We start from the raw sequence: 14465 nt of genomic DNA, 5'->3' as shown, positions 1-14465 counted from the left end.
CCCGCCCCACATACCCCCTCTGAGCAGGGGGTTTTTGCTTTTCTGGAGAGGTTTCGATCTAGAACAGCGCTCGTCCACGAATAGATTATTGCGGTAGCATCGGGCGATGGGGACCGCTTCGCTGGACGATATCCGCGAGTTGCGAGACGACTTCGCGACGGAGTTGCGGAGGAAGAACCGCGCCAAGAAGACGATCGAGGTCTACCTCGTCCACATCGGCTACTTCGCTGACTACCTGATCTCCGAGGCTCTGCCGACGGACGCGCCCGATATCACCCGTGACCACATCGGCGGGTACATCGAGACACTGCTGTCGAGGACGAACCGGCGGACTGGTGAGCCGCTGTCCCCGCAGTACGCGCGCAGCCAGTATCGGAGCCTTCAACAGTTCTTCAAATACCTTGCGGCCGAAGAGATCATCGAATCCGACCCGTTCGACAAGCTGAGCCTGCCGGACGCTCCGGACAAGCTCGTGCCGGTACCGAGTCTCGAATCCCTGCGTGCCCTGCTCGACCAGTGCGCCGGGACCGACTTCGATTCGCGGCGGGACAACGCGATCATCCGTCTGTTCGCCGACACGGGGTGTCGCTGCGGCGAGGTCGCCAACCTTGGTCTGGACGATCTTGACTTCGAGGAGAACAGCGCGCTGGTTGTCGGCAAGGGAGGCCGGCCGCGATCGTCACCGTTCGGCGACAAGACACGCATCGCGCTGCGCCGGTACCTGCGGGCCCGCAACCAACATCAATTCGCGAAGAAGAGCGACCGGCTGTGGCTCGGGCGGCAGGGACCTATGACCGACCACGGCATACGGCAGATGCTGGAACGCCGCGCCGAGGCCGCGGGCATCGACCACATTCACCCGCACATGCTGCGCCACTGGTTCGCTCACAACTGGCTCGCCAACGGCGGTCAGGAGCAGGACCTGATGATGCTGGCAGGTTGGCGCTCCCGTCAGATGCTTGACCGCTACGGCAAGTCCGTAGCCGACGAGCGCGCGAAAGCAGCGCATCGTCGAGCGCGCCTTGGAGACAAACTGTAGGGCCCCGAGGCGGTCTCTGGCCAGCAGGTATCGAACGCTGTGCCCGGTCGATATCCCGCAGTGAGCCCGCTCCGGCTAGAACAGTATCTTTTGCCACCGATGGCACTACGGTCTGACAGTTGTCGTTGCCTCGGATCTGTAACGTCAGGGTCGTGGATAGTAAAAGAATCGTCGATGAGGCTCAGGCGCTCGCGCGTGACTACCTCGCGGAGCAGCTACCTCGACGCTGGATGCACGTCTCCGGCGTCGCCCGGCAGGGCGCTCGGATTGCATCGGCGTTCGGTGACGAGGGAGGCATCCTGGTTGCAGCGTGTTGGCTCCACGACATCGGCTATTCGCCGAAGCTGGCGACAACAGGCTTCCACCCACTCGACGGTGCCGAGTTCCTGGCAGCTGAAGGATGGGATCCACGGCTGTGTGCCCTCGTCGCGCGCCACTCCTGTGCTATCCGAGAAGCTCGACTTCGATCACTTGACGCCGAGCTGGAGCAATTCCCGGACGAGCGTTCTGCCCTGAGGGACGCGCTCTGGTACTGCGACATGACCACAAATCCCACCGGGGAGCAAGTGTCGATCGAGGGCAGACTTGCCGAGATCCTCCATCGGTACGGCAAGGGAAGTGTGGTCTTCGAGTTCATCGAGCAGGCGACCCCTGAACTTCTCGAGTCCGTGAGGCGGACCGAGGAAAGAATCCACAGCCTTCAGCCTATGTAGGGCTCGGCCCGTCGCGCGTAGCCATGGTCGATCCGCAGGCGAATCGATGGGTGGATCTCCAGCGAATCCAGGTCGTCGCGCGCGACCCATCTAACCGATGGTGACTCAAGACTGGTGTGTAAGACGCCGCCTGTGGGCACGCCGCGAAGGCAGATGGAGAACTGCTGCCGCACTTCCCCGTCCGAGTATGCCATGACGTGCTGGGGGTCGGTATAGATGCCAACGAGGCCCGTGATTCGAATCTCTACACCAGTCTCCTCGAAAGTCTCTCTGACTGCGGTTTGGGCGATGAACTCTCCGAAGTCTTGGCCACCACCCGGGATCGACCACAGGCCGTTGTCGCTTCGCTGAATGAGTAGTACCTGATCGCGCTCATTGAGGACGAATGCCGTCGCGGCCGCGACGATGCTGTTCGGCGCAGGTGCGCTCGGATCGTTGTAGTACTCGATACGACTCATCTGATCACGCATCCACTTCGTCTCTCGGTGGCACGTACGGCTTCGACATCCGCCATATGTCATTGAAGCTCTGGGTGTAGACATCGAAGAGGCTACCCTCAGACAGTTGACGGATGTGCATCGCTGGCGCCTGCGGAGCCATGCGGCCGTGCACGTGCATGTTCACAATCATCTGACTATCGAACCGGTAGATCGAGTTGTACAGCGTGGTTTTGTGCAGCCGGAATTCGATTCCTGGTTCGTGGATGACGGGCTTGAAGAACGCCAGCACATTGCGGATCTTCGCAGCGATGGCGCCCTTCCCGATTTGTTCTTCCTCTGTCCGACGCTTCACCTCAGCGCATCGCGGATCACCCAGCATTATCCGAACACTGGTTCCGCGGCGTGCCTTCTGCTGGAGCTGTGTGAGCAGCGCGGTGTCGTCGGTAAGGAACATCCCCGCGTACACAAGGATGTCCAGTTGCTCTGTCGTCTGGTCGAACAGTTTGAGCCACAGGTCACGCGGAACCTCATGCCGATGGGGGTACATCGCCACCACCTCCGAACTGGCAACCTCGGCCACTCGCTCCGGCGTGCTTGCCTCGGGCCAGAGGAATGATTCGGATTCCTTTACGAGAGCTGCGATCTCAAACCGATGTCGCGGATAAGGGATTCGCCCATTTCTCACCCACCGTTCGACGGTCTTCGTGCTGACCCTCAGTGCTTCTGCCGCAGTCTGGGGAGTTAACCCGTTTCGAAGCAGTGCGTCACGCAGTCGGTCGTTGGTCATCGGCTCCCCCATTCTGGGACGTCTATAGACATCTTAGATGTCCAAAGACGTCCATACAAGTACCGCTCGGGCATGATGACGTCCCACCTGTCGCTGTGAATCTGACTGTGTCCCAACAAGTCCAGTCGATTCAACCCGAGAGGTGACACATGAGGACGGACCGAGGTGCGGGCGCATTGCCCTCCGATCTGATCACTTTGCGAGACGCGGCAGCGCTCGCGGGTGGCGTGCATCCGAAGACTATCCGGCGCTGGATCAGTCTCGACCTCCTGAGCGGCTACCGCCGCGGGCCGCGACTGCTGTACGTCAGCCGCCGCGAGTTGCTGGAGCTGGCTCAACCGCTCAATGCGGGTGGTTTGGCATGAGTACCCCAACTGAGAGGACTTTGCGGGCACGGATTGCGGCCCATGAGTCGTGGGCCAAGACCGCTAATCGCGCTGCGCGGACCGCGAAGGCACGCGATGCCTTGTTGACGAAGTTCGACCGTCTGGTTGATCCGGACGGGTTGCTCAGTCCTGAGGAGCGCGCCTATCGGTCGGCGCAGGCGCGCAAGGCGCACTACACCCGGCTCGCGCTGAAGTCGGCGCAGGCTCGTCGCCGTCGTGATCCGAACCGCAAGGGCGGTGATTCGTGATGCGCGTTCGAACATTTGGTTTCGCTGTGGCTGCGGTGTCGGTCGGGTTCCTGACGCTGGCCCACCCGGAAGTGGTCGCGTTCACGGTGATGGTGCTCGGTGGGGTCGCGTTGTGGCGGTCGTCGCGGCGGTGGGGGGTTCGGCGATGAGCGCGAATGAGCCGTTGCACGATCCGGCTGACCTGTTGGACGAGTTGGACGCGGTCATCCGTGCGCAGGAGTTGTTGCAGCAGCGGACGGTTGCGTTGCAGGCCCGCTATCAGGCGTTGGAGGCGCACGCGGAGCGGTACGACAAGCCGGGCGACCAGCCGTGGTCGTACGACGAGTACGGCGAGGTCAACGTCAAGTACACGGCAAAGAGGCTTGGTTACGCGGCCAACGACATGGCCGGGACGGTCAAGTACACCCTTCGGCCGGCGCGGGAGCTGGCGGCGAAGGTGCGTGAGTACCCGCAGCCCGAACGTGAGCAGGCCGACCGGTCGCGGGTTGAGCGGGGGCGGTCGCGGTGACGGCGCCGTGGCGGCAGGACCCGCCTGCACAGGGGTACACGGTTACCCATTTCGACCGCCGTGGTGGACACAACCCGTTGCATTCGATGGCCGGTCCGGAGTTCACCGGCACGAGCGCGGTGTTCGCCCCGCTGGGGTTGTTGCCGCCGATGGTGCAGGTGGCCGCGTTCGGTGTGCTGCTGCTTATCGGGATGGGCGGGTGCACCGCGGCGTGGATCGATCATCAGGACTACGTGCCGTCGCCAAACATCTGCCGCCCGGTGGACGCCGGGGTTCCGCCGGAGCCGACGGGTTCGTGTGTGCCGCGGTCGCAGCTGCCCGACGGGGTGGCGCGGTGAGTGCCGTGGGTCGGTTCCCGTCGTGCCCGTGCGGGTGTGGCGGTCCCGGGTCTGAGGGGCGGGGTTTGTGTTCGCCTGCCTACAACCGGTTGCGGCGTCGCCAGATGGCCTACGGCCGCTGGCAGCCACGCGTCGGGGCCGACGAGGCGCGGGCGCATGTCGAGCGGTTGCTGGGCGCAGGGTTGCGCAAGGCGCATGTGGCGGCGTTGGCCGGGGTCTCCAAGGCCACGGTTGTGAACGTCACCCGTCCGGACACCGAACGCATCAGCGCCGACATCGAACGCGCCCTTCTCGCCGTCGAGGTCCCCGAACGCGTCGCGGATGTCGCTGAGGGGAACGCGCGGGTGCCGATCGTCGGGGCTCGTCGTCGGGTGCAGGCGTTGGTGGCGTTCGGCTACCCGCAATCGAATCTGGCGCGGGAGTTGGGGATCGATCCCAGTCACGCGACGTTCGCGGCGTTGGTGCAGCGTCGCCTGCCGGTCGACCACACCGGTCAGACCATCTCGGCTAAGCGGGAGCGTGCGATCAAGGCGCTGTTCGACCGGTTGCAGCTGACCCCGGGGCCGTCGCAGCGGGCCCGTGACTACGGCCGCAAGCGGGGATGGGCGTTGCCGTTCGAGTGGGACGAAACCGCCCTGGACGACCCGCGCGGTCGGCCGCAGCGGGGGCGGTGGACACCGCCGACGAGGACGGAACGCCGTGACGCGCGCCGGGAGCAGGTCGCGGCGCTGACCGCGCAAGGGCTGTCGGCCGATCAGATCGCCGAGCGACTCGGGATCACGGCACGAACCGTCGTCCGGGACCGCAGCGAAGCGACAACTACGGAACCGGCAGCTGTGCAGCGGGATTCGGAGATCGAGGTCATGGGCGAGGTCGCCGTGCAGGCGCGCCGTGATATCGCCGGCCGCCGCGCGGCCCCGACCTATCGAAGGGAGCGAACCCGATGAACCACAACACGAAGGCGGCGGCGCGGCCGGATCGCTACGCGGGGTTGGAGTTCGACTATCGCGATCAGATCATCGCTGGACTGCGCGCGAGTGGTGTCACGTATCAGCAGATCGTCCGCACGCTCGGTCTGCGGGCACGGCGGGTCGAGCAGGTCCTCGGTGAGGTCGCGGCGTTGCGGGCCCGGGAGGTCAGTCAGGCCGAGATCGCCCGCCGGGTCGGGTTGCCGCGCACCACCGTTCAGGACTTGCTGCGCGGTGAGCGGGTGAGCCGGTCGACGCCGCGCAAGACGCAGGCGTTGCGCGGGTCGGTGGACATGCACGGCATGCAGCTGGACGTGTTGGGCTGGTTTCTGGGCATGGAGCGCAACCACGTCTACAGCCTGGCCAAGCAGTTGCACGCCGAAGGCCGCATCTACGAACTGGAAGACGTCCAGGCCGGGGAGAAGTGGGTGGTCCCGACGCGGGTAACCGCCGCCCGCTACCTCGGATGGCGCCCCTCCGACTGGCACCCGCCGTTGGGCCTGGCCGAGCACTACCGCGCGGTGGCCCAAGCCCGGATCATGCTCGTCGGCTCCGACCCGCAGCTGTGGGTGTCGGAACGCGTATTGCGGCACCGGGTCGGCGCGACCGCCACCGGCAAGCCCAAGACCGGCGAGGTGGAGGTGTCCACCGGCCGGGAGCCGCGGTTGGGTCGCCCGCACGTGCACGACGGCCGATTCCTCGGGGTGGTGAAGGGCCGCCACGGCTGGTGGGCAGTCGAGGTCGAGTTGTCGAAGAAGGACCCCGAGTACATGGATATCGCGCTGCGAGGCGCGATCCGCGCCGCCCGCGACAGCCGCGAAGAAGCGATGGTCGGCGTGCTGTACCTGTGCCGCACCCCCGCCGTCTATAACAACGTCACCGCTGCATCGGAGAGATTGCCCGACAACGAATTCGGCGATCTCGCCTTGGATCTGGTGATCCGTGACTTCGACAGCGAGTGGGCGAAGTTCCTGCCCAGGTATGCCGCGATGCGTGAAGCCGCCAAGCAGCAAAGCCCCAACCGGCGCCGTCGCCGCACCCTCATTCATCTCCCTCAGGAAGCAGCATCATGAGCAACCCGCATTGCACCCCGATCCTCACTCCCGACGACTGCGACCCCTTCCACACCGCGACTCCGGCCGCGCCCTCGATCAGCCAGGGGCCGCCGCCGATGGTCGTGCAGGACCCGCCGCCGCCGATCGGGATTCACCCCGAGAAGCCGCCGATCCGCCAGCTCGACGGCATCGACCTTCCGGACTTGTCGGCGGTTGGTGATGTCGCGGCGACGGCGACGGTGTGTGGTCTGGTGATCGTGGCCATGCTGGTCATGATCGTCGCGGTCGCGGCGCGGTGGCCGCTGGCGCCGCACCGGTTGCGGAACTTCGCCATCGCCTCTCTGCTGTTGCCCGCCACGTCGGCGTTGGCTGGCGGTTCCTGGACCACGCCCGCCTCCCTGTTGTGGTCCGGCGCGGCCCAGCTCGCCGACGGTGACTGGTCGGGATTGCGGATGATGCTCGCGCTCGGTGTGCCGTTCGCCGCGTTGACCGCCACGTATGTGTGGGCGAAGTTCGTGCATAAGACCCACACCGTCGGGCTGAAGAGCCTCGGTCGTACGGAGCGGGTGAAGGACGCGATGCTGGCCCGCCAGTTCGCCCGAGCCGCCGCCACGGCGAAGCTGGGCGCTCCCTACACGGTGGCGTCGGGGATCGTGCTCGGCCCGCTGGCGAACACCACGACCGCGAAGACACCCGGGTTGTGGCAGGAATTGAGTGCGCGGCATCAGCAGTGGATGGTGATCCCGCACAAGCAGGCTCGCCGCCACCTCGCCGTGGTCGCCACGACCGGTGGCGGCAAGACCGAGCTGATCAAACGGTATTTCGCCGGGATGCTCGAATACGAGTGGACCCGCTGGCAGACCTGGAAAGACGTCCCCGGAATGCGGGTCAAGTACCCGCGTCCGTTGCAGGTGCTCATCTCCTGCAAGGGCGGCCTCGACGACGAGGAACTCGGCCGCGAGATCCGCGACATCGCCGTGGGCAAGGCCATCGACCCTGCCCGTATCGCGGTCGTGCGGCCGGGTGGGGATCGGCTGGAGCTGTGGAAGCCGCTGTCGGCGCGCGACATGTGGGGCGTGGTCGGCGATCTGCTGAACGCCGGGCAGGCCACGACCAGCGAGGGCCAGCATTTCGATGAGATGCGCCGCCGCATCGTCTCTCTCGTGGTGAACGCGCCGGTCGGGCCGCCCCAGTCGTCGGCGGAGTTTTTGGCGCGGTTGAACGCCGATGTGCTGCTGGACCTGTGGGGTGGTGCTCCGGATGTGAAGCGGATGATCGCCGCGTTGCAGGCGGAGAAGGTGCCGCAGCTGGATGACGCGCTGATCAAAGCCAGCAACTTGTTCGATCTGTTGCAGGACCAGCACGGGCACATGGTGTTCGACGGCGGCAAAAGCCTCGACGACCTCGACGTGCTGTATGTGACCGTGCCCGGCTTGGATAAGGACGCCGCCCGAGCCCAGGTCGCCGCGATCCTGCGCATGGTCATGCTGCGCGCCGGGCGCACCGCCAAGGACCAGCGCCGCTCGGTGACGATGATCATCGACGAGGTTTCCGCGACCACCACCGAACAAGGCTCGATCGGGCTGGTCGACGTGTGCGAACGCGGCCGCTCCCAGGGGGTGGCGTTGATGTTCGCCGCCCAGTCCCAGGAAGGGCTGGCGCGGGATGAGTGGAGCCTGAAGCGGCTGCTGAAGGCGTGCGCGGGTGGGTTGATCCTCGGCTACAACGAGAACGCCGGCGACCTGTGCGAACACCTCGGCTCCGTGCACGGAATGCTGCCGAGCCGCCATCTGATCAAGGGGCAGCGCACCGGCGACGAAGGCCAGGTCTCGATCGGTGAGAAGTGGCTGATCAGCCCGGATGTGCTGCGGCAGCTGGAAACCGGCGAATTCGTCTACGGCCGCGGCCGCCGCGCCCAATGGGGCCACATCGTGCAAGTCAAACACACCGAACTCACCCCGCTGCCGGGCACACCGGCCGCCGAAGCCGCCGCCGCTGAAGCCAAGTCCGGCGGCAAGCCCCAAATCTCAGGCGACACCGCCGTCGCCTGACCCTGTCGTCCGCAATCCCACCGAACCGATTGAGAGGCAACACCTATGCGCATCATCCGCGACAACAACGACCACAACAACAACGAGGACCCCGACGAGCGACGCACACCTGCCGGTGAGCGGAATCAGGCCGAGATCCTCGCCGAAGAGATCGAGGACTACCTCGCCGACGTCCTGGCCTGCGCCCCACCCGACACCCAGGACTTCACCCCGTCCGCACCGCAGCCACGGCCCGCGCTGCACCTGGTCAAGACCGACACCACCGGCACCGACCCCGACTACGACAAGCCACTCGACCCCGAGGTGTTCGCTGCGGCCGGACGCGCGGCGCGGCGGCGGATAGCCCGAGGCGCGGCGGGCGGCTCCGCTGTTGTGGTCACCGCGACCGTGCTCGCCACCTGGGGCCAGCCCTGGATCGTCACCGGCCCGCTGGCCGGGTACGGCACAGCGTGGCTGGCCTACCTGTGGTGGAACGCCGCCCTGCGCCCCAGCATCCCCGACGTCCTCAGCACCGTCACCAGCGGCATCGGCCACGCCATCGCCGTCATCGCCACCGCAATCGCCGCGATCGTGCGCGGCCTGGTCAACCGCCGCGACCAGCCCGACACCGCCGATCCCGGTCCCGAAATCCAGCCCGCCAGCCCCGCGGCTCCGTCCCTGTAACCCGACCAGTGAGAGGAATCCTCATGTCCGACAACACGAAACACCCGATCCTGCCGGTTCCGTGCGAGCTGGACCGGCAGCTGTGGGAGTACTCCGAGCGCATCGAGCGGGTACGCCGTGACCTGCTGACGATGCAGTGGCAGTTCAGCGAACTCCAGGGTGCGCCCGAGTCGATGGCGGTCGATTCGCTCGGTGAGCCGATCGACCCGCAGCAGGCGACCGAACGTGTGCTCACCGCGCTGGTCGCCGCCGACGCGGCCCTGGGCGCGACCGCCGACACGCTCTCCGGCGCCCGCCGCTACTCCAACCGGCTCAAGCTCACCGACGCCGCCGCTGAGGTGCGCGAGCAGCGCCTCACCGCCGCCAAGCGCCGCCAGCGCTCCGACCGCTCCCGATAGCCCTCACTCCACGAAAGGAATTCATCACCATGTCCGACCGCAGTGTCGAAGACGAATTGCTCGCCGAGGCCCGCAAATTCGGCCACTCCCTCACTCACATGCTCCGGTTGCACGCCCAAGCCACGAACTGGTTGGAGCGGCGGAAGGTACGCAAGCAGATCAGTCTGGCGTTGCGTGCGCAGCGCCGCGAGGCCGAGGTGCTGCGTAAGCATCAACTGACCTGGACCACTCAGGCCGTCGACCGCTACCGCGTGCACGTCCAAACGGTCGCCGCCCGCGCGAACGACCCAAGCGTGGACCACGAGCGGCGCGCCCGCGACGCTCACGCGCTGGCCGAGCACCGCGATCGACTCGCGCGCGGCTTCATCGGTAACGAGCACCTGAACCACACCGAGCAGGGCATCGCCCTGGACGGTTTGGACGCCGCGACGGTGTTCCCGCAGTACAAGACCGGCAACCTGTTCGCCCGCGCCCACAAGGTCAAGGGCCTGGAAGCCTTGCACTACCGCGCCCGAGTGGCCCGCGAGAGCGCCAGCATCAACCGTGGCGCCGATCGCGAACGGCAGCAGTGGCAGCACGGCTTGGACGCCGCGCGTCGAGCCAACGCCGAGGAGTCGTTGCTCGCCCGGATCGACGCCGCCCAGGCCCACCGTCACCGCTACACCGCGCAGATGACGTGGTCCGATCCGGACGGCGGGAAGCTCACCGAATCTCGCTCGTTCGCCACCGAGCACACCGCCACCAGCTGGTTGCAGCGCAACATCAGCGGCACGTCGTGGTCGGACGGCACCACCTTGCAGATCGAGACCCGCGACACCCTCAACGCCGCGAAGCAGTACGTCGACTACGGCCGCCCCGAAACCGTCGCCGACCAGCTCGCAACCCGCGAGGCTGTGCTGCGGGAGCGGACGCTGTCCGGGCAGGTGCACCATGAGCAGGCCGAGCAGGCCCCCCGGCAGCGCGAGAACACCGACCGCGAACGCCCGCCCGAAACCGCCGGCGTTGACCGGCTGGCACAGGTGGAGCGCCAGTTGAACGACATGGCCGCCGACCGGGACCGGCTCGAAAGCCGGGTCGGGATGCTGCAACGCGGCCTGGATTCGGTCACCGCCGACCGCGACCAGATCCGCCGCAAACTCGATTCGGCCGAGGGGCACATCGAGGCGTTGAAGAACCGCAACCTGCGCCTCGCCGCCGAGATCGGCGAGTTGCGGGACCGGCCGGGTGTCGAGCAGCTCACTACCGAGCGTGACCAGCTCAAACAGGAACGCGACGAAGCGGTGCGCAAACTCGTGCAGTCCACGCCCGAGCATGAGCGCTACGGCAACCGCCAGCGCAGCAACGACACCGGCGCCGCAACGCCGCCAGCGGATCCGGGTCGGCAGTCCGGCGACACCGGTCCGGTGGGCAAGCGCGCCAGCTACCTGCGCGACCTCACCGGAAATGGCCACGAGCAGGCCGGGCCGGATACCCAGTCCTGGCCGCAGCCGGACCGAAACGGCAACGGCCGCAACGGTATCGAGAGGAGCCGGTGATGCAGCGCGAGCACGAAGAAGCGATGCGCACCGATTTCGCCCGATACACGCAGCTGGGTGAGGACATGTACCGGCCGGGCACTACCGATGCCGAACTCGACCGCATCGTCGCGCAGCGCCGCGAGACCGATCAGCGGTGGGGCGAAGGTCCGCACGCCGAGCACTGGAGCTACCTGTCGGACGCCTACGAGGACTGGCGGCAGGCGCCCGACATCATGTTCCGGTTCCTCGACAACATCGACCACAACAGGGGCGAAGGGGTCACCGACCTTCAGCACCGCAGTCTGCGCCAGGCCGGGCAACTGGCCGGTCGAAACAGCGAGAAAGTCCGCGACGCCGCCCGCCACTACATCGACCGCGCCACCTCCCAGCAGTCCACACCCCCATCCGGCCGCAGACAGATCCAGCGGGGGCGGTGAGCATGCACATCGAGTACGAAGAAGCGATGCGCGAAGCCTTCACCGAAGTCGACCGACTGTCCCGACTGCGGGACCGGCCGGGCGTCGGTGAAGCCGAGATCCACAGCCTGTACGCCCAGTCGCAGGCGATCGACCAGGGTTGGCGCAACGGCCCCCATCCCGGGCAGTGGAAGTACCTGAACGACGTGCACGACATGTGGTCGCGTTCACCCAGCACCATGCGGCGGATGCTCGCCTCGCCGGGCGCCGACCGGTTGGACGGAGTGCAGCGGCGCAGTATCGAGCAGGCCCGCATCCTCACCGCCGCCCAGCGGCCCCAAGTCGAACGGGGGCGGTGACGATGACCGAACCCGGACCGCAGCAGGGCCGTTCGTACGAGGTCGTTACCGCGGCGTTGATTCGCCGGGTGGGTCCGGCCAGGTGGCCGCGGGAGCCGCAACAGTGGACGAACTACCTGTGCCCGGTGCACGAGGGCGACGGCCACCACCACAACCCCAGCCTGGGCGTGCGGTATGACCCGCGGCAGGGCAAGACGATGGTGCGCTGCTGGGCACGCTGCGACGACCAGGACGTACTCGACCGCATCGGTCTGCGGGTGCGCGACCTTTGGGACCGGCTGCCCGAACGGGACCCCAACCGGCGGGCAAGCACCGGTGTGCACGGTCAGCGGTACGGCGCCACCGAACGCCGACCGCTGACCCCGGTGGAGCGGGCCATCGCTGCGGCACGGTTCCCGATACCCGCGAAACGGGACCTAGGCGCGCAGATCGGGCGGCCACAGAATGTGGACACCTACGTCTACAAGTGGCCCGACGGCCGCGTCGAAGGCGCGGTGACCCGGGTGCACACCCCGCACGAGCACGGGCACGCCAAAAGCTTCTGGCAGGCCCACTGGACCGGAACCGAATGGGTGAAAGAGGGTTTCGCGCCGATCCCATGGAAACTCCCCGACATCCGCGAAGCCCTGGACACCGGGCGGGAGATCTTCGTCTGCGAGGGCGAGAAGGACGTGCAGCGTGCCAACCAGGCCGGGTTGATCGCGACCTGCAACGCGATGGGCGCCGGGTCCTGGACCTCGGAGCACGCCCGCTGGCTAGCCGGCGCGGGGCGAGTGATCGTGGTCGCCGACCGCGACCGCCCCGGCTACCAGCACGCCGCCAAAGTCGCCGACAGCCTGACCGACCGCGTCGGCGAGGTTCGCGTGCTCCAGGCCCGCTCCGGCAAGGACCTATCGGATCACTTCGACGCCGGCTACGACCTGACCGACCTCGAACCGGTCCCGCACCTGGACAGGCCACAGCAGCAGGAGCGAATTCGGACCCCGGCCATGAGCCGGAGCCGCACCCGCTGAAACGACTGCAAACGAAGGGAAACAACCGACATGACCAACGCAGACCCGGGCGAGATTTACCAGCGTGCCAGCGATCTGGGGCGCGCCATGATCGCCGCCACCACTGCTGCGAACAACCCGGACCTGGTCTATCCGGACTGGTCCGACACCAGCCCGTTGCCCGACCTCGAGCGCCAGGAGGTCGCCGCGGAGATCGCCTATTACAGCTTCCTCGACGCGCACCGCACCGAACTGGGCCAGCATCCCGATTTCCGCATCGAGTACGGCGTGCTCGACCAACTCGCCGCCGAGCAGCGCAGCGTGACCGACCTGTTCACCGACACCGGCGACCCCGAGGAACGTCACCGCGACAGCGACCGACGTCGCAGCCGGTGAATCCTCCGCACCGATCACACCAGAGAGGAGAACCCTGAATCATGACCGAGAACGTGACCGGTGCGGAAGCGGTGCGCAGCAACGACGCTGCGCACCGCAGCGCACCAACGGATGCACAACCCAGTGCACACGCCACCGGCAACCGACTGCGGGCATGGCCGGTGCTACTGCTCGCGTTGCCCGCGTTCGTGGCGATCTGGTCCGGCTGGGTCGGGCTCGGGCAGCTGACCGGGTTCGGGCCGGTGCGCCCGTTGCCCGGCATTGCCGACGAATTCGAGATCAATTCGGCGATCACGCTGCCGATCGGGATGGAGACCTACGCCTCCTACGCACTGTATGTGTGGCTGTCGGGGCGAATCCGTTCAGACCGAACCCGCAGCTACGCGAAGTGGTCAGCCTTCGGCAGCCTTACCCTCGGCGCCGTCGGGCAGGTCGCCTACCACCTGATGAAAGCCGCCGGCGTCACCTCCGCGCCATGGCCGGTCACCGTCCTCGTGGCCTGCCTGCCGGTCGCTGTACTGGGCATGGGCGCTGCGCTGGCGCACATGATCGGCCGTGAGCACCACACCGCACCGCCCGTGCGCCCCGACCCGGAACCAGCGCATCAGCCGGAACCAGTACGCACCGTCTCGGTGCATGAGATCCACACCGAGACCCGCTCGACCTCCACCGAACTAACCGCCCACCGGGCCACTCCAGAGCTGGCCAGTGCGCAGCAGAGCGAGATCGAAGCTCCTGCGCATGGTGCGTGCAGCATTGCACCGGAGCGCAGCGACCGGTGGGTGACGGTTGCGCGGCGCGTGTGCAGCGCCGACCCGGCCGGGCGCCGAGACCCTGAAACGGTCGCTGCGATCTTGCGGTTGCGGCATGAGGAGGGCTGGTCGCACGCGCGCATCGCCGAGCAGGTCGAGGTCAGCTCGTCCACAGTTACTCGCACTCTGACAGCAGCCAATAAGTTCACGAGTTCTGCTGCGGATGGGATCGTTCGCAAGACTCCTTAGATGGTGGTGGGACTGACCGCTTCCGGTTGATCGAGTCGAACTAGTGGCCTCCGCTGCCGAGCGGGGGCCAACTCCTCTTGCGGCTTAGGGCGGAGGTGGCGTGGCTGTCGTTGTTTCGTCACCTGTGACGGCAGCAAACTTGCCGTGGCAAGCGGGCCAGACGAGGGCGAAGTTCGAATCAGTTTGAGCC

Annotated in this window: 19 protein-coding genes; 17 read left to right on the top strand and 2 right to left on the bottom strand. The window is 66.8% G+C overall.

Annotation, left to right across the window (positions count from 1 at the left end; genetic code table 11):
- The first annotated feature begins 106 nt into the window (after window positions 1–106).
- Window positions 107–1039, top strand: coding sequence for a tyrosine-type recombinase/integrase (locus HOV91_RS28645; RefSeq protein WP_174188479.1), 933 nt, complete (start codon window positions 107–109; stop codon window positions 1037–1039).
- 152 nt (window positions 1040–1191) lie between these two features.
- Entirely contained in the window at window positions 1192–1752 is a 561-nt protein-coding gene (locus HOV91_RS28640; protein WP_312884803.1) for an HD domain-containing protein, read from the top strand.
- Here HOV91_RS28640 and HOV91_RS28635 read toward each other — a convergent pair.
- Together HOV91_RS28635 and HOV91_RS28630 are read right to left on the bottom strand one after the other, a co-directional pair.
- Window positions 1740–2210: an NUDIX hydrolase gene (locus HOV91_RS28635; protein WP_174188478.1), complete on the bottom strand. Its 471-nt coding sequence runs from the start codon at window positions 2208–2210 to the stop codon at window positions 1740–1742. The genes HOV91_RS28640 and HOV91_RS28635 overlap by 13 nt on opposite strands.
- A gap of 4 nt (window positions 2211–2214) precedes the next feature.
- Complete coding sequence (locus HOV91_RS28630) at window positions 2215–2979, bottom strand: excisionase family DNA-binding protein (protein ID WP_174188477.1); 765 nt, start codon at window positions 2977–2979, stop codon at window positions 2215–2217.
- A gap of 149 nt (window positions 2980–3128) precedes the next feature.
- Between HOV91_RS28630 and HOV91_RS28625 the strand changes: the two genes are divergently transcribed.
- The 15 genes from HOV91_RS28625 (at window position 3129) to HOV91_RS28555 (ending at window position 14275) form a co-directional block, all read left to right on the top strand.
- The gene (locus HOV91_RS28625) at window positions 3129–3344 is read left to right on the top strand and encodes a helix-turn-helix domain-containing protein (RefSeq protein WP_174188476.1); all 216 of its coding nucleotides are present in this window, start codon (window positions 3129–3131) and stop codon (window positions 3342–3344) included.
- A gap of 104 nt (window positions 3345–3448) precedes the next feature.
- The gene (locus tag HOV91_RS28620) at window positions 3449–3613 is read left to right on the top strand and encodes a hypothetical protein (protein WP_246351054.1); all 165 of its coding nucleotides are present in this window, start codon (window positions 3449–3451) and stop codon (window positions 3611–3613) included.
- Window positions 3614–3758: 145 nt separating this feature from the next.
- Window positions 3759–4121, top strand: a complete 363-nt coding sequence (locus HOV91_RS28615; protein ID WP_174188474.1) for a hypothetical protein — start codon at window positions 3759–3761, stop codon at window positions 4119–4121.
- Window positions 4118–4459 (top strand): hypothetical protein, encoded by a 342-nt coding sequence (locus HOV91_RS28610; RefSeq protein WP_174188473.1) that lies wholly within the window; start codon window positions 4118–4120, stop codon window positions 4457–4459. Before HOV91_RS28615 ends, HOV91_RS28610 begins: the two co-directional genes overlap by 4 nt.
- 65 nt (window positions 4460–4524) lie before the next feature.
- The gene (locus HOV91_RS28605) at window positions 4525–5406 is read left to right on the top strand and encodes a helix-turn-helix domain-containing protein (protein WP_174188472.1); all 882 of its coding nucleotides are present in this window, start codon (window positions 4525–4527) and stop codon (window positions 5404–5406) included.
- Entirely contained in the window at window positions 5403–6500 is a 1098-nt protein-coding gene (locus tag HOV91_RS28600) for a hypothetical protein (RefSeq protein ID WP_174188471.1), read from the top strand. Before HOV91_RS28605 ends, HOV91_RS28600 begins: the two co-directional genes overlap by 4 nt.
- Window positions 6497–8533, top strand: coding sequence for a type IV secretory system conjugative DNA transfer family protein (locus tag HOV91_RS28595; protein WP_174188470.1), 2037 nt, complete (start codon window positions 6497–6499; stop codon window positions 8531–8533). Before HOV91_RS28600 ends, HOV91_RS28595 begins: the two co-directional genes overlap by 4 nt.
- Window positions 8534–8578: 45 nt before the next feature.
- The gene (locus tag HOV91_RS28590) at window positions 8579–9196 is read left to right on the top strand and encodes a hypothetical protein (protein WP_174188469.1); all 618 of its coding nucleotides are present in this window, start codon (window positions 8579–8581) and stop codon (window positions 9194–9196) included.
- Window positions 9197–9219: 23 nt separating this feature from the next.
- Window positions 9220–9594 (top strand): hypothetical protein, encoded by a 375-nt coding sequence (locus tag HOV91_RS28585; protein ID WP_174188468.1) that lies wholly within the window; start codon window positions 9220–9222, stop codon window positions 9592–9594.
- A gap of 29 nt (window positions 9595–9623) precedes the next feature.
- The gene (locus tag HOV91_RS28580; RefSeq protein ID WP_174188467.1) at window positions 9624–11129 is read left to right on the top strand and encodes a GumC domain-containing protein; all 1506 of its coding nucleotides are present in this window, start codon (window positions 9624–9626) and stop codon (window positions 11127–11129) included.
- Window positions 11129–11548: a hypothetical protein gene (locus HOV91_RS28575; RefSeq protein WP_174188466.1), complete on the top strand. Its 420-nt coding sequence runs from the start codon at window positions 11129–11131 to the stop codon at window positions 11546–11548. Before HOV91_RS28580 ends, HOV91_RS28575 begins: the two co-directional genes overlap by 1 nt.
- Window positions 11545–11886 (top strand): hypothetical protein, encoded by a 342-nt coding sequence (locus HOV91_RS28570; RefSeq protein ID WP_174188465.1) that lies wholly within the window; start codon window positions 11545–11547, stop codon window positions 11884–11886. Before HOV91_RS28575 ends, HOV91_RS28570 begins: the two co-directional genes overlap by 4 nt.
- A gap of 2 nt (window positions 11887–11888) precedes the next feature.
- Complete coding sequence (locus HOV91_RS28565) at window positions 11889–12899, top strand: toprim domain-containing protein (RefSeq protein WP_174188464.1); 1011 nt, start codon at window positions 11889–11891, stop codon at window positions 12897–12899.
- Window positions 12900–12929: 30 nt separating this feature from the next.
- On the top strand, window positions 12930–13274 hold the full coding sequence (locus HOV91_RS28560; protein WP_174188463.1) for a hypothetical protein: 345 nt from the start codon (window positions 12930–12932) through the stop codon (window positions 13272–13274).
- A 41-nt stretch (window positions 13275–13315) separates the two neighbouring features.
- Window positions 13316–14275: a sigma-70 region 4 domain-containing protein gene (locus HOV91_RS28555; protein WP_174188462.1), complete on the top strand. Its 960-nt coding sequence runs from the start codon at window positions 13316–13318 to the stop codon at window positions 14273–14275.
- Window positions 14276–14465 lie beyond the last annotated feature (190 nt).

The sequence above is a fragment of the Nocardia barduliensis genome (genome assembly GCF_013315795.1).
Taxonomy (GTDB): domain Bacteria; phylum Actinomycetota; class Actinomycetes; order Mycobacteriales; family Mycobacteriaceae; genus Nocardia; species Nocardia barduliensis.
The sequence above is the reverse complement of the archived record's forward strand: the minus strand, read 5'-3'. Positions and strand labels throughout refer to the sequence as shown.

What these genes read in the sequence shown, in the direction of transcription:
- HOV91_RS28645 (WP_174188479.1), top strand. Translation starts at nt 107, where the DNA reads ATGGGGACCGCTTCGCTGGACGATATCCGCGAGTTGCGAGACGACTTC.
- HOV91_RS28635 (WP_174188478.1), bottom strand. Translation starts at nt 2,210, where the DNA reads ATGAGTCGTATCGAGTACTACAACGATCCGAGCGCACCTGCGCCGAAC.
- HOV91_RS28630 (WP_174188477.1), bottom strand. Translation starts at nt 2,979, where the DNA reads ATGACCAACGACCGACTGCGTGACGCACTGCTTCGAAACGGGTTAACT.
- HOV91_RS28625 (WP_174188476.1), top strand. Translation starts at nt 3,129, where the DNA reads ATGAGGACGGACCGAGGTGCGGGCGCATTGCCCTCCGATCTGATCACT.
- HOV91_RS28615 (WP_174188474.1), top strand. Translation starts at nt 3,759, where the DNA reads ATGAGCGCGAATGAGCCGTTGCACGATCCGGCTGACCTGTTGGACGAG.
- HOV91_RS28600 (WP_174188471.1), top strand. Translation starts at nt 5,403, where the DNA reads ATGAACCACAACACGAAGGCGGCGGCGCGGCCGGATCGCTACGCGGGG.
- HOV91_RS28595 (WP_174188470.1), top strand. Translation starts at nt 6,497, where the DNA reads ATGAGCAACCCGCATTGCACCCCGATCCTCACTCCCGACGACTGCGAC.
- HOV91_RS28590 (WP_174188469.1), top strand. Translation starts at nt 8,579, where the DNA reads ATGCGCATCATCCGCGACAACAACGACCACAACAACAACGAGGACCCC.
- HOV91_RS28585 (WP_174188468.1), top strand. Translation starts at nt 9,220, where the DNA reads ATGTCCGACAACACGAAACACCCGATCCTGCCGGTTCCGTGCGAGCTG.
- HOV91_RS28580 (WP_174188467.1), top strand. Translation starts at nt 9,624, where the DNA reads ATGTCCGACCGCAGTGTCGAAGACGAATTGCTCGCCGAGGCCCGCAAA.
- HOV91_RS28575 (WP_174188466.1), top strand. Translation starts at nt 11,129, where the DNA reads ATGCAGCGCGAGCACGAAGAAGCGATGCGCACCGATTTCGCCCGATAC.
- HOV91_RS28565 (WP_174188464.1), top strand. Translation starts at nt 11,889, where the DNA reads ATGACCGAACCCGGACCGCAGCAGGGCCGTTCGTACGAGGTCGTTACC.
- HOV91_RS28560 (WP_174188463.1), top strand. Translation starts at nt 12,930, where the DNA reads ATGACCAACGCAGACCCGGGCGAGATTTACCAGCGTGCCAGCGATCTG.
- HOV91_RS28555 (WP_174188462.1), top strand. Translation starts at nt 13,316, where the DNA reads ATGACCGAGAACGTGACCGGTGCGGAAGCGGTGCGCAGCAACGACGCT.